This is a genomic window from Nonomuraea sp. NPDC050783 (assembly GCF_040802095.1).
Taxonomy (GTDB): Bacteria; Actinomycetota; Actinomycetes; order Streptosporangiales; family Streptosporangiaceae; genus Nonomuraea.
Genome location: NZ_JBFAHK010000001.1, coordinates 368,487 through 381,911, shown reverse-complemented (window position 1 = coordinate 381,911; position 13,425 = coordinate 368,487). Strand labels below are relative to the sequence as shown.

11 protein-coding genes are annotated in these 13,425 nt (G+C 73.3%); 2 read left to right on the top strand and 9 right to left on the bottom strand.

All coding sequences use genetic code 11. From position 1 onward, the window contains the following. Positions 1 to 108: 108 nt before the first annotated feature. The gene (locus AB0H75_RS01765; protein WP_367788244.1) at positions 109 to 846 is read left to right on the top strand and encodes a lytic polysaccharide monooxygenase; all 738 of its coding nucleotides are present in this window, start codon (positions 109 to 111) and stop codon (positions 844 to 846) included. A gap of 120 nt (positions 847 to 966) precedes the next feature. On the opposite strand, the gene AB0H75_RS01760 is transcribed toward AB0H75_RS01765, so the two are convergent. The 7 genes from AB0H75_RS01760 to AB0H75_RS01730 all read right to left on the bottom strand — a co-directional run bounded on the left by AB0H75_RS01760 (position 967) and on the right by AB0H75_RS01730 (position 10,421). After that, positions 967 to 2,715 (bottom strand): substrate-binding and VWA domain-containing protein, encoded by a 1,749-nt coding sequence (locus AB0H75_RS01760; protein WP_367788243.1) that lies wholly within the window; start codon positions 2,713 to 2,715, stop codon positions 967 to 969. A 54-nt stretch (positions 2,716 to 2,769) separates the two neighbouring features. Beyond that, positions 2,770 to 5,328 (bottom strand): bifunctional FO biosynthesis protein CofGH, encoded by a 2,559-nt coding sequence (locus AB0H75_RS01755; RefSeq protein WP_367788242.1) that lies wholly within the window; start codon positions 5,326 to 5,328, stop codon positions 2,770 to 2,772. A 48-nt stretch (positions 5,329 to 5,376) separates the two neighbouring features. After that, positions 5,377 to 6,270, bottom strand: coding sequence for a DNA-3-methyladenine glycosylase (locus AB0H75_RS01750; protein ID WP_367788241.1), 894 nt, complete (start codon positions 6,268 to 6,270; stop codon positions 5,377 to 5,379). Between the two features lie 19 nt (positions 6,271 to 6,289). Continuing rightward, on the bottom strand, positions 6,290 to 7,381 hold the full coding sequence (locus AB0H75_RS01745) for a sugar phosphate nucleotidyltransferase (protein ID WP_367788239.1): 1,092 nt from the start codon (positions 7,379 to 7,381) through the stop codon (positions 6,290 to 6,292). Positions 7,382 to 7,401: 20 nt separating this feature from the next. After that, positions 7,402 to 8,517, bottom strand: a complete 1,116-nt coding sequence (locus tag AB0H75_RS01740; RefSeq protein ID WP_367788237.1) for a glycosyltransferase family 4 protein — start codon at positions 8,515 to 8,517, stop codon at positions 7,402 to 7,404. Between the two features lie 93 nt (positions 8,518 to 8,610). After that, complete coding sequence (locus tag AB0H75_RS01735) at positions 8,611 to 9,504, bottom strand: lysylphosphatidylglycerol synthase domain-containing protein (RefSeq protein WP_367788235.1); 894 nt, start codon at positions 9,502 to 9,504, stop codon at positions 8,611 to 8,613. A gap of 89 nt (positions 9,505 to 9,593) precedes the next feature. Next, positions 9,594 to 10,421, bottom strand: coding sequence for a methyltransferase domain-containing protein (locus tag AB0H75_RS01730; RefSeq protein ID WP_367788233.1), 828 nt, complete (start codon positions 10,419 to 10,421; stop codon positions 9,594 to 9,596). A gap of 89 nt (positions 10,422 to 10,510) precedes the next feature. Between AB0H75_RS01730 and AB0H75_RS01725 the strand changes: the two genes are divergently transcribed. Continuing rightward, on the top strand, positions 10,511 to 11,473 hold the full coding sequence (locus AB0H75_RS01725) for a lysylphosphatidylglycerol synthase domain-containing protein (protein ID WP_367788232.1): 963 nt from the start codon (positions 10,511 to 10,513) through the stop codon (positions 11,471 to 11,473). On the opposite strand, the gene AB0H75_RS01720 is transcribed toward AB0H75_RS01725, so the two are convergent. Next, entirely contained in the window at positions 11,371 to 12,438 is a 1,068-nt protein-coding gene (locus tag AB0H75_RS01720; protein ID WP_367788230.1) for a glycosyltransferase family 4 protein, read from the bottom strand. The genes AB0H75_RS01725 and AB0H75_RS01720 overlap by 103 nt on opposite strands. Before the next feature lie 2 nt (positions 12,439 to 12,440). Then, positions 12,441 to 13,334 (bottom strand): glycosyltransferase family 2 protein, encoded by an 894-nt coding sequence (locus tag AB0H75_RS01715; protein WP_367788228.1) that lies wholly within the window; start codon positions 13,332 to 13,334, stop codon positions 12,441 to 12,443. Positions 13,335 to 13,425: the final 91 nt, after the last annotated feature.

The following is a 13,425-nucleotide window of genomic DNA, read 5'->3' as shown; positions in this document are numbered from 1 at the left end:
GCCCTGATCCGCTGACCGGGGGCTCCAACCCTGCGTCAGCAGAACCATTTACCGTTAGGAAAGTTTCCTTTACATTTGGACCATCCCCCCATGTGAAGGAGCGCTTTCATGAGAAGGATGCTCACGTTGGTCGCCGTGGCGGTGATCGCCACCGCCACCGTGGTCTTCAACACGGCCCCCGCCCTGGCCCACGGCTACGTCAACGCGCCGCCCAGCCGCCAGGCGAACTGCGCCGCGGGCAAGGTCCCCGACTGCGGGAACATCATCTACGAGCCGCAGAGCGTGGAGGGCCCCAAGGGGCTGCGCAGCTGCAACGCCGGCCTGCCGCAGTTCGCCCAGCTCAACGACGACAGCAAGCCGTGGCCGGTCGCCTCGGTGGGCACCACGGTGACCTTCACCTGGACGTTCACCGCCCGGCACGCGACGGCCAACTACGAGTACTACATCGGCAACACCCGGGTGGCCGTCTTCGACGGGGGCGGCAAGCAGCCCCCGGCCACCGTCTCCCACACCGTGAACCTGTCCGGCTACTCCGGCCGCCAGAAGGTCCTGGCGATCTGGAACATCTCCGACACCGCCAACGCCTTCTACTCCTGCATCGACCTGCAGGTCGGCGGCGGCGGCAACCCCGACCCCACCCCGACCGCGACCCCGACCCGCACGCCCACCCCCACCCCGACCGCCACGCCCACCACGAGCCCGTCGGGCACCTGGCGGGCCGGCGTCGCCTACTCCCCCGGCAACACGGTGACCTACAACGGCGTCACCTACCGCTGCCTCCAGGCCCACACCTCGCTCGCCGGCTGGGAGCCGCCGAACGTCCCGGCCCTCTGGCAGCGCGTCTGACCCCCTGACCGGGCAGGAGGGAGCGTCCCCGCCGCGGGGGCGCTCCCTCTCCGCGCGCGGGGGCTCCCGCGTCCGGCCTCCCGCGCCCGGCCTCCCGCGTCCGACCTCCCGCCCCCGGCCTCAGGCGGCGGGCTTGCAGGTGGGGTGGCACAGGCGGCGGGCGAGGGCGGCGAGGAAGACGTCGATGATCTCGTCCGGCCGCTGCGCCTCGTGCAGCGACCCGTTGGTGGCGGCCGTGATCTGGCCGAGCGCCGCGCGGTCCACCCCGCCGCCGAAGGCGATGACGACGATCTGCACCGGCCGGTCCGGCCGCCACTCGCGCCGCAGCGTGTCCACGAGCTGCGCGCGGCTCGTGCCCTTGCCGTCGTCCTTGCCCGCCGTGATGACCAGCAGCGAGTTGTTCATCTCCTCGCGGTACTCGCTGCTCACCCGGCGGAAGCCGCTCAGGATGGCGTCGTACAGCGAGCTGTCGCGGCCGGGGTGGGCCGTGACGGTGGAGGTGGCCTCGTCCAGGCGGCTGCGCCGGATGACCTGGCCGGTCTCCGGCTCGTTGATCGGCCCCAGCCCGACCAGCTCCCGGTAGCCCTTGATCCGGCCGAGCCCGTCGGCGAACTCCCACAGGCCCATGTGCGTGGAGTCGGGGAAGAGCCGGAGCCCGATCTTGGCCGCCTCCAGCGCCACCTGCACCCGGGTGCTGCCCTTCAGCGGCTCGGCCATGTGCCTGCTGGTGTCGGCGAGCACCAGGATGTTGGTGGGCGGGGCGAGCCGGCTCCAGGCCCGCAGCGCCTCGTCGATGTCCTGCGGGGTCACCGACGTACGCACCCGCGGCGGGGCGGCGGGGATCTGCGGCCCCGGCGAGATGGGCCCCCGCGTGCCGTCGCCCGACCGGAACCCGGCGCGGCGCACGATCTCCTGCGCCTGCGCGCCCTTCAGCCAGTCGGCGAACGCGGTGGACGCCTCGGCCACCGCCGGGTCGGTGGCGGTGACGACGTACGGGTAGTCGAGGTTGATCGTGCCCTCGCGCGGGTGCAGCGCCACGACCGGGTCGGACGAGGGCCGCAGGTTGTGGTTCCACACCGACTGCTCCGGGACGATGACCACCGGCCGCTGCCAGAACGTGCGGTCGTCCACCGCCGCCAGCATGCTGCGGTAGTCGGGCGCCGATCCGGCCTGCGCCCAGCGCACGAACGCGGTCAGCGCCTTGTCGGCCTCCGGCCCGGTGCCGACGACGTCCCGGGCGGCGGCCACGGTCGCGATGCCCGCCCCGGCCAGCGAGGGGTCGGGCACGCGGACGACGTCCGGCTCGCCGGCCGTGGGCGTCAGCCGCCCGCGCACCGTGGACGGGAACACCATCCGCCAGTTCATCTCGGTGCGCCCCACCGAGAAGCGCTGCGCCAGCGACGCCCGCGTGGCGAACACCAGCGGCGAGGTCGCCACCACGCTCTCCCCGGCCGGCAACGAGCTGGCCCCCTGCTGCCGGGCCAGCCGGATCCAGGCCGAGGAGTCGGCGATCCACCCGTCGGGCCGCTCGCGCAGCACGCCGGCCCGGTCGCCGATGAGCGTGCGCAGGACGGTGGCCGGCGGCTGCTCGGTCACCTGGACCAGCACGCACCGGCCGCCCACGGACGTCTTGGTGTCGTTGAAGCGCCCGGCCGCCTCCATCACGGCCGGCGCCACGTCCACCGCCGCCGCGACGCTGACCAGAACAGGCTCTCGTGTGGAGCACAGCGCACCGGCCCCGCCGAGCACGACCGTCAGCGCCCCGGCCATGATGGCCACGGCGGCGAGCCCCGCCAGCATGCCCCGTCGCAGCGCCTTCCTGCGCCGCTGCTCGGGGGAGAGCGCGGCGCGGTGCCGACCCAACCGCACGGGACGATTCTTCCAGGGTCCGCGGGGACCGGCGCAAGGCGTTGTTAGAACAAGTTACAACTGCACGGTCGGCAGTGCCCTGCGCACGCTGAGGCACACGCCGTCGCTGGCCGCCGAGGCCGCCAGCCGCTCCTCGGACGGCACGCCGTACCCGGTGGTGCGCTGCCGCACCGGCCGCCCGGTGACCTCGACCATCGCCCGCAGCTCGCTGATCGTCTTGTAGGAGCCGTTCTCCGAGCCGGCCATCCGGCTGATGGTCTCCTCCATGAGCGTGCCGCCGAGGTCGTTCACACCGCCCTGGAGCACCTGCCGGCACAGGTCGTCCTGGAGCTTCACCCAGGAGCACTGGATGTTGGCGATCGCGCCGTGCAGCAGGATCCTGGCCAGCGCGTGCACGGCGCGGTTCTCCCGCGCGGTGGGCCCGGGACGGGCGATGCCGGCCAGGTAGATCGGCGCGCTGGTGTGCACGAACGGCAGCAGCACGAACTCCGAGAACCCGCCGGTCTCCTCCTGGAGGCGGCGGATCAGCTTGATGTGCCTGACCCAGTGCAGGTGGTCGTCCACGTGGCCGTACATCATGGTGGACGTCGTCGGGATGCCGACCTTGTGGGCGGTGGTGACGACCTCGATCCACTCCTTCGTCGGCAGCTTGCCCTTGGTGAGCACCCAGCGCACGTCGTCGTCGAGGATCTCGGCCGCCGTGCCCGGCAACGAGTCCACCCCGGCCTCCTTGGCGGCCTCCAGCCACTCCCGGATCGACAGGTCCGTCCGGCTGGCGCCGTTGATCACCTCCATCGGCGAGAAGGCGTGCACGTGCATGTCCGGCGTGCGGGCCTTCACCGCCCTGGCGATGTCGAAGTACGCCGTCCCGGGCAGGTCGGGATGGATGCCGCCCTGCATGCACACCTCGGTCGCCCCGGCCTCCCACGCCTCCTGCGCCCGGTCGGCCACCTGCTCCAGGCTCAGCGTGTAGGCGTCGGCGTCGGTGCGGCGCTGCGCGAACGCGCAGAACCGGCAGCCGGTGTAGCAGACGTTGGTGAAGTTGATGTTCCGGTTGACGACGTAGGTCACGTCGTCGCCGGCCGCCTGCCTGCGCAGGTCGTCGGCGATGGCGGCCAGCTCCTCCAGGGCCTCGCCGTCCGCGCCGAGCAGCGTCACGGCCTCGCCGTCGGTGAGCCCCGCCGGGTCGGCCGCGGCGCGGCGCAGCGCCTGCCGCAGGTCGCCGGGGGTGGCCGGCACGGCGGCCCCCAGGCGGTCCTTCAGCGCCTCCCAGTCGCCGTAGACGTGGTCGAAGTCCGCGCGCCGGTCGGCCGCGCGCCCGGCGGTGTCCACCTCGACGTGCAGGTCCACCCGCCCGGCCGGGACGAAGCCGCCGTCCGGCTCCTGCCACGGGCGGCCCCGGAGCACGGCGTCCTCGCGGGCCAGCCCGGTCGCCGGGTCGGCGAGCGCGGCCACGTGGGCGGACAGGCGCGGGTCCAGCCAGGGCTCGCCGGCCAGCACGTACTCGGGGTAGATGGTCAGCCGCTCGCGCAGGGTGAAGCCCGCGCCGGCGGTGCGGCGGGCCAGCTCGTCGATCTGCGGCCAGGGCCGCTCGGGGTTGACGTGGTCGGGGGTGAGCGGCGACACGCCGCCCCAGTCGTCGATGCCGGCCCGGATCATCAGCCCGTACTCGGCGTCCACCAGGTTGGGCGGCGCCTGCAGGCGCGTCCTCGGGCCGAGCACCAGGCGGGCCACGGCGATGGTGGCGGCCAGCTCCTGGAGGTCGGCGTCGGGCATGCCGCGCATCGCCGTGTCCGGCTTGGCGCGGAAATTCTGGACGATGACCTCCTGGATCCCGCCGTACTCGCGGGCCACCCGGCGGATCGCGAAGATCGACTCGGCCCGGTCCCGGACGGTCTCCCCGATCCCGATGAGGATGCCGGTGGTGAACGGCACGTTGCTGCGCCCGGCGTCCTCCAGCACCCGCAGCCGCACCGCCGGGTCCTTGTCCGGCGAGCCGTAGTGGGGCTGCCCCTTCTCCTCGAACAACCGGCGCGACGTCGTCTCCAGCATCATCCCCATGGACGGCGCGACGGGCTTGAGCCGTTGCAGGTCCCGCCAGCCCAGCACCCCCGGGTTGAGGTGGGGCAGCAGCCCGGTCTCCTCCAGCACGCGGATCGCCATGGCGCGCACGTACGACAGCGTGTCGTCGTAGCCGTGGGCGTCCAGCCACTCGCGGGCCTGGTGCCAGCGGTCCTCGGGCCGGTCCCCCAGCGTGAACAGCGCTTCCTTGCACCCCGTCGCCGCGCCCTGCCGGGCGATCTCCAGCACCTCGTCCGGGCTGAGGAACGGCGCGTCCAGCTTGTGCGGCGCGGTGGCGAAGGTGCAGTAGCCGCACCGGTCCCGGCACAGCCGGGTCAGCGGGATGAAGACCTTCCTGCTGTAGGTGACGACCCCGGGCCGGCCGGCGGCCGCGAGGCCGGCGTCCCGGACGCGGGAGGCGTGGTCCAGAAGGGCGTCGAGGTGCTCGTCCCGCGCGTGCAGCAGCACGGTCGCCTCGGTGACGTCGAGGGTCTTGCCGTCGCGGGCACGGGCGAGAGCGCGGCGGAGCGCGGAATCGGTGACGAGATCCATACAGGCACAGTACGGCGCGCTGAGTTCGACACACGCACCCAGGGCCGGTCAAAACGCCCGATAGTCGCGAACCGGCATGCGCGGCCCCCGCGCGGGCGGCCGCAGCCCCGACAGCCACACCAGCACCGTCGCCCGGTGCCGATGCCCCTGGTAGGGCTCCAGCAGCCGCAACATGCCGGGGTCGTCGGTCTTCTCGCCGGTCAGCGCGTACCCCACGAGCTTGGCCAGGTGGAAGTCGCCCACGCTCACCGCGTCGGGGTCGCCGAACACGCGCTGGCGCACCTCGGCCGACGTCCACACCCCGATGCCGGGCAGGGCGCGCAGCAGCCGGTCGAGCTCCTGCGTGGTGCGGGCGGCCTCCAGCTTGGCGGCGTGCCAGGCGGCGGTGGCGATCGTACGGGCACGCACCGCCTCGGCGCCCGAGCGGTGCCAGTGCCAGGTGGGGATCTGCCGCCACACCGCCGGCTCCGGGACCACCCGCATGCCCTCGGGAGCCGGGCCGGGAGCGGCCTCGCCGTAGCGGCCCAGCAACCACCGCCAGGCCCGCCAGGCTTCCTGCCCCACCACCTTCTGCTCCAGCACGGCGGGCACCAGGGCCTCCATGACCCGGCCGGTGCGGCCGAGGCGCAGCCCGGGGTGGCGGCGCGCGGCGTCGGCCAGCACCTCGTGCCTGACCGTGAACCCGGACGGGTCGTCCTCGGCCCCGAGCAGCGCCGGCAGGGTCTCCAGCGCCCACTCCGCGCCGGGGCCCCACGCCTGCCCGTGCACCACGCCGTCCTCGACGCTCACGCGGAGCGTGCAGGGGCCGCCGGGAGCCCTGGAGGTGCGCCACACCGCGCCGTCAGGGGTGCGCCGCCAGGTGGGGTCGCCGCCGCCACGCAGGTGCGGCCGCAGCGCCAGCTCCACGTCGATCGGCCATCCGGGCGCCCACCTGCGCTCCATCACGGGACCGGGCGGCGGCTCAGACGTCGCTGGAGTAGCGCAGCGCCCGCTCGGGCAGCTCGACCCCGGGCCAGACGCGCACGCCGTGCTGCAACTCGTTGCCGGGACCGACGACGGCCCCGTCGCCGATCACCGCGTCGCGCACCACCGTGCCCGCGCAGACGCGCGCGCCCCTGCCCACCACGGAGTCGGTGACCAGCGCGCCCGCCTCGACCACGCAGTCGTCGCTCAGCACCGAGCCGGTCACCACGGCCCCGGCCCCGACGACCGCCCGCGCGCCGACCGCGGTGCCGCCCTCGACCTTGGCCGACGGCGACACGCTCGCCCCGGGCAGCGCCAGGTGCTCACCCGCCGGCCCCGGCATCGCCGGCGAGCGCAGCCGGCCCAGCACGAGGTCGCGCGAGCCCTGGACGTAGGCGGCGGGCGTGCCGACGTCGAGCCAGTAGGTGCGGGTGGCGTAGCCGAGCACCAGCTCGCCCGAGCCGATGAGCCCGGGGAAGGTCTGCCGCTCCACCGACACGACCTCGTCCTTCGGGATCGAGTCGATGACCGAGCGGGTGAAGACGTAGCAGCCGGCGTTGATGCGGTTGGTCACCGGCTCGGGGGTCTTCTCCAGGAAGGCGGTGACCCGCCCGCTGTCGTCGGTCGGCACGCAGCCGAACCGCGAGGGGTCGTCGACCTCCGTCAGATGGAGCGTTACAGCGGCCCCGCGCTCGCGGTGCAGGCGCACCTGCTCGCCGATGTCGTGCCCCGACAGGATGTCGCCGTTGAGGATGAGCACCGGATCGGACGGGCCCCCGCCGAGCGCCTCGGCGGCATTGCGGATCGCCCCGCCGGTGCCGAGCGGGGTCTCCTCCGTCATGTAGGTGAGCGAGAGCCCGAACGCCGCGCCGTCGCCGAAGGCCGGCTCGAACATGGACGCCTTGTAGGAGGTCGCGAAGACGATCCGGCGCACGCCGAACGATCGCGCACGGGCCAGCTGGTGCGCCAGGAACGGCACCCCGGCGGTGGGCAGCAGCGGCTTGGGCGTGCCCAGTGTCAGCGGACGCAGGCGCGTGCCCTGCCCCCCGACCAGGAGGATCGCCTCGAGGTCTGGCAAAGAGCTCTCCATCACTCCGTGAGGTTACCGAACTATTCGATGGCGCGTTGATAGGAGCTGAGGTGCGCCTCCGCCGAGGCGTCCCAGGTGAACTCCCGGGCTCTCGCCAGCCCGGCCTCCTGGAGCTGCTTCCTCCGCTCGGCGGAGGCGAGCAGTTGCCCGAGCGCCGTGGCGATGCTGTCTGCGTCCGGCTCAGTGTAGGCGACCGCGTCACCGCCGACCTCGGGCAGCGAGGTGCGGTAGGTGGTGAGCACGGGCGCGCCGCAGGCCATGGCCTCCAGCACCGGCAGCCCGAACCCCTCGCCGCGCGAGGGGAAGGCCACCACGAGCGCGCCGCCGAGGAAGCCCGGCAGGTCGGGGCCGTGCAGGTAGCCCGGCCTGATGACCCGGACCGTGGCCTCGACCTCGCGGCAGGCGGCGTCCACGTCGTCCTCGTGCACGCCGCCGCCGATGACCAGCGCGGGCGGCGTGTCCAGCGCCTGCACGGCCGCGGCGAACCCGCGGATGAGGTTGGGCACGTTCTTGCGCGGGTCGAGGTTGCCCAGGAAGGCCACGTACGGCTGCCCGTGCAGGCCGAGGCGCAGCGCGGCGCGGCGGATCTCGTCGTCGCTCGGCGGATGGAACTGGTCCAGGTCGACGCCGTGGTAGGCGACGTCGATACTGGTGGGATCGGCGGACAGCACGCGGACCAGCTCGTCCCTGGTCGCCTTGGACGGGACGATCACCCGCTTGGCGTGCCGCACGGCGGTGCGGGTGGCCGAGCGGAAGAACGACGCCCGCGGGCTGTCGCGGTCGGGCTCGGTGAACCAGGTCGCGTCGTGCACCGTCACGACGGTCGGCACCCCGGAGCCGAGCGGGATGGAGTAATAGGGCGCGTGGATCACGTCGGCGCCGGTCTGGCGGGCCAGCAGCGGCAGGCCGGTCTGCTCCCAGGCGAGCCTGGCCGCCCTGTTGGTGATCGACGCGGGCCCTGGGATCACGGTCGCGGAGGGCGCGAGGCTGCGGTAGCGCTCCGCCTCCGCGCGCTGGCAGGCGACGGCGACCTCGGCGCCGGCCCTGTCCAGGGCCACCACCAGCCCGTCCACGTATCGGGTCAACGCGCCACGGTCCGCGGGGACGGCCGCCGCGTCGACGAGCACACGAGGCATACGAAGATCTTCTCCCCTCAAGATCAACGTGGGACCGGACGTCCCCCTCTGAAGTTCAGCTTATGACCAACGTCCCCTGAATCGTGGGGCAAATCACACCGAGGAACGCCTTGCCGCGATTCCGGCCAGCCCGGCGCAGATGAGATCACCACAAATGATGACAATCCTGGACGAAAGTGCCACCGCGATGGCGGCCCCTCCGGCCACGTGCGGCGCCAGCACGGCGACCATGGCGACCTCTCGCACCCCCGCCCCCGCCGGGACCACGAACGTCAGGATCCCCAGGCACCACGACAGCGCGAACACCCCGATCGCGAACAGCAGCCCGCCCTGCGGCGCGACGAAGTACAGGTGCACCCCGTAGGCGATCCAGCCGGCCAGCGCCCAGCCGAGCGCGGCGAGCATGCCGCGCCGGGTGAGCGGCCGCTCCAGCGGCTCCCGCTTGAGCCTGCGCAGCCCGAACCCGATCACCGCGTTGATCACCTTGGGCTCCAGCAGGACCAGCAGCACCGGCAGGGCCAGCAGCAGCCAGCCGTAGCGGTGCCAGCCCAGCGTGCCCAGCGTCACCAGCAGGCCGGTGGCGAGCTGGATCGGCATCATCAGGAAGAACGCCGCCGCGCTGCGCGAGCGGGGCACGCCGAGGTCGCGGCCCATCTCCATCTGCGCCAGCACCGGCCAGAGCGCGCCCGGGATGTACTTGCCGAGCTGCCCCACGAAGAACACCTTGGCCGCGGGCCGCAGCGGCAGCGGCGAGCCCAGGTCGGCCAGCAGCGTGCGCCAGGTGAGCATGGCCCCGAGCAGCGCGGCCACCACGGCCGCCAGCGACCCGGCCAGGGCGGGCACCGACAGCCGGGCGAACCCGGCCACCACGTCGTCCCACTGCCTCGCCACCGCCCATCCGCCGAACCCGAGCGCGACCAGCAGGAAGACGATCCGGACCAGCCCGCGGGCACGCCGCGGCCGCCCGGCCGCCCGCCCGGCGGTCACGGCGGTCTCCTCGGCGGTCTTCCCCGCAACCTCTCCCGCAGTCTCCCCCGCGGTCCCTCCGGCGGTCCCCCCGGCGGTCCCCCCGGCGGTCACAGCGGGCGGACCCGCTCGGGCGGCTGCGGCAGCGCCGCGCCCACCGGCCGCGCCGGCCGCTTGGTCGCCACCCACAGGTAGGTCGGCACCACCGGCAGCAGCAGCCGCAGCACCTCGCGCGGCGCCCGCGACAGCACGGCCCTGACCACCCGCCCGAGCACGCCGGGGAACAGCTCCCCTCCGGCGAACCTGGTCGGCGTGGCCAGCACCGGGAAGGTGTAGTCCCAGACGTGGAAGGCCCGCAACATCCGGCGCAGCCCGCGCCGGGTCCTGAAGCGCTCGTAGTAGTGGTCGGCCCGGCCGAAGGCGCGTACGTAGTAGTCGGCCAGCGCGGGCGGCAGGTAGGACAGGAACGGCAGCTTGTAGTGCGGCTCCATCACCCCCAGCCGGTTGCCCAGCCCCAGGTAGAGCACGCCGTCGTCGGACAGCACGCGGTGCATCTCGGCCACCACGGCGTCGGGGTCGACCACGTGCTCGTAGATGTGGTTGAACACCAGCACGTCCACCGAGCCGTCGGGGAACGGCAGCGCGGTGCCGTCGCCGCACACGAACGCCACCCGGCCGCCGAACCGGTCGGCCGCCCTGCGCAGCCCCGGCACGTCGATGTCGACGCCCAGCGTGTGCTTGGCGCCGGCCTGGGCCAGCTCGTCGGCGATGAACCCGGCCGAGCAGCCGATGTCGGCCACGGTCAGCCCGCCGAGCGGCCCGCGGAAGTGCTCCAGCACGGCGATGATCTTCGCCGCCTTCCGCCGCCGCTTGCCCTCGTCGAGCATGGCGGACTGGATCTCCGAGTATTCGAGCTGCGCGACGCGTTGCTTCCCCACGGGGCCCCACAGTACCCACCTTCCGGCGGGCATGACGTCGAACACCTGATCCCTGGCCTTACCAGGCGCGACCCGCGTAGCCTGAGCCAATGCTGCGACGGCTGCTGCGCATCGTCCTCGCCCTGGTCGCCCTCGGCTTCCTCGGCTACAGCCTGGCCCGCAACTGGCACGACACCACCGCGGCGCTGGCCGCGCTGTCGCCGTGGGCGGTGCTCGGGTCGTTCCTCGCGGTGATGCTCGGCCAGTTCCTCATGCTGGTGGCCTGGCGGGAGATCATGGCGGGGCTGGGCACGCGGCTGCCGCTGCGGGTCGCCGGGCGGATCATGTTCGTGGGGCAGCTCGGCAAGTACATCCCGGGCGCGGTGTGGGCGTACGCGGCCATGATGGACCTCGGCCGCGACCACGGCAGCCCGCCGCGGCGCACGTTCGCCACGATCTCGCTCGGCCTGGTGATCAACCTCGGCGTGGCGATCTCGGTCGCCGCGGCCACGCTGGGCTCGCTGGAGGCGGTCCGCCAGGCGTGGTACCTCGTGCTGCTGGTGCCGGTGATCATCGTGTGCCTGCACCCGAAGGTGTTGTCCTGGGGGCTCAACCTGGCGCTGCGCCTGGCGCGGCGCGAGCCGCTGGAGAGCGTGCTGCCCGGCAGGACCGTGGTCGTCGCGGTGGCCTGGACGGTGCTCGGCTGGCTCGTCTACGGCGTGCACATCTGGCTGCTCACCGGCCGGGGCGACCTCTACCTGGCGGGCACCGGGGCGTACGCGTTCGCCTGGGCGACCGGCATCCTCACCGTCGTGGTGCCGGCCGGGGTCGGCATCAGGGAGGGCGCGCTGGTGCTCGTGCTCGGGCCGGTCATCGGCACCGCGCCGGCGCTGGCGGTGGCCGTCGTGTCGCGGCTGGCGTTCACGCTGGCCGACGCCGCGCTCGCCGGGATCTCGTTCCTGCTCGGCCGTCACGCGCCGGCGAGCAGCGCCCCCGCGTACGCCGACCAGAACGGCTCGGGATCGACCGCCTTGACCCCCGAGCGCAACCTCTCCGGCTCGCCGGAGGCGTAGAAACGCTCGATCGCCGCGCGCAGCGCGCCGGCGTCGCCCGGCTCGACGAGCAGGCCGTCCACGCCGTCGGTGACGTGGTCGGCGAGCGCGCCCACCCGGGTGGCGATCACCGGGACGCCGTGCTCGTGCGCCAGCCACACGTTCTGGCTGGCCGTGGCGCTGCGGTAGGGCAGCACGAGCGCGTCGGCGGCGGCGAACAGCCGCGGCACCTCCTCGGCCGGCACGTAGCCGGGCCGCAACTCCACCCGGTCGCCGAGGCCCAGCTCGGCGACCAGCGCCTCGGTCTCCTCCAGCCCGCCCCAGAACTCCCCGGCGACGGTCAGCGAGACCCCCTCGGGCAGCGCGCGCAGCAGCAGGTCGAGCCCCTTGTAGGGGCGCACCATGCCGAAGAACAACAGCCGCCGGTGCACCTCGGCGGCCCGCTCGCCGGCCCCGGTCACGGGCAGGTGCGGCGGCAGGCCGGCCACCCGGACCGGCGTGCGGGCCAGCCCCCGGGCCAGCCCGGCCTGCTCCTCGGAGTGGGCGAGCACCGCGTCCACCCGCTTGAGCAGGGCTCTCATCAGCGGCTGGTCGTAGGGCTTGCGCTCGTGCGGCAGCACGTTGTGGCAGAGCGCGACCGTGCGCGCCCGGCGGCCGAGGCCGTACAGGATGCCCAGGTAGGGCGGGACCTGCACCGGGCTCAGCACGGCCAGCACCACCAGGTCGGCCGAGCGCAGCCGCCGCCCGGCGGCCACCCACCCGCCGGGGCGGCGCCAGTCGAGGCGGCGGGCGGTGCGCGGGTAGGGCTCGCCCTCCGGCACGGAGATCGTCTGCTGCCCCGGGTAGAGGAACGACGGGTACTGCGCCCGCCAGGACTCGATCACCACGTCGTGCCCCAGCGCGGCCAGGCGGTGCGCCAGCTCGGTGGTGTGCTGCGCCCCGCCCCCCTTGTACGGGTACGTCGGCCCGATGATCGCGATGCGCACGCCTACTCCCCCCGCGAGCGCACGATCAGGTCGGCCAGCAGCGCCACCGACCCGATCAGCATGCCCGACAGGAAGATCATGACGGTGTTCAGCGGGAAGTAGAACGGGTGCTTGACCATGTCCCAGACGCCCTTGACGAACCCGATGCCCACCAGCCACAACGCGGGCGGCATGAGCACCTTGAGCGGGTTGAAGTACATGATCATCCGCAGCACCTGCAGGATGTAGCGGTAGGCGTCGGAGACGAAGCTGAACTTCGACTTGCCCGCCCGCTTGGCGTACTCGGTGGGCAGGTAGTAGATGTCGTGCTGGTTCATCAGGAACGACAGGGTGATCGTCGTGACGCACGAGAACCCGGGGGGCAGCAGCCGCAGGTAGGGCTTGGCCACCGACTTGCGGAAGGCGCGCAGCCCCGAGTTGAGGTCGGGGATCTTCTGTCCGGCCAGCACCTCGGCCACCTTGCGGATCACCCACTTGGCCGGCACGCGCAGCAGCTTGTGCGAGCCCTCCTCGCTGGTGCGCGCCCCGACCACCTGGTCGATGGTCGGGTCCTTGTCGAGGATCTGCACCAGCTCGGGGATGCGCTCGTTGGCGTAGGACATGTCGGCGTCGGTCCAGACGACGATCTCGCCCCTGGCCTCCTGCGTGCCGATGCGCCGCACGGTGCCGGAGCCGCCGTTGCGGTGGAAGGCGCGGATGCGCAGGTGCGGGTAGGAGGGCGCCGCCTCCTGGAGCCTGGCCAGCGTCCGGTCGGTCGAGCAGTCGTCCACGGCGACCAGCTCGTAGGTGTAGCCGCTGGAGTCCATGGCCCGGGTGATGCGCTCCACCTCGTCGATGACATGGTTCTGCTCGTTGTAGCAGGGCAGGACGATGGTGACGTACGGCGCTTCTTCCACGGCGGGTCCACTCTTCGGGCTCTCGGGCGTGCTCACAGGGATCGAGGTTACTGTGCCCGCCTGGGAGAAGCGCGCACATCGGCTCAGCCGG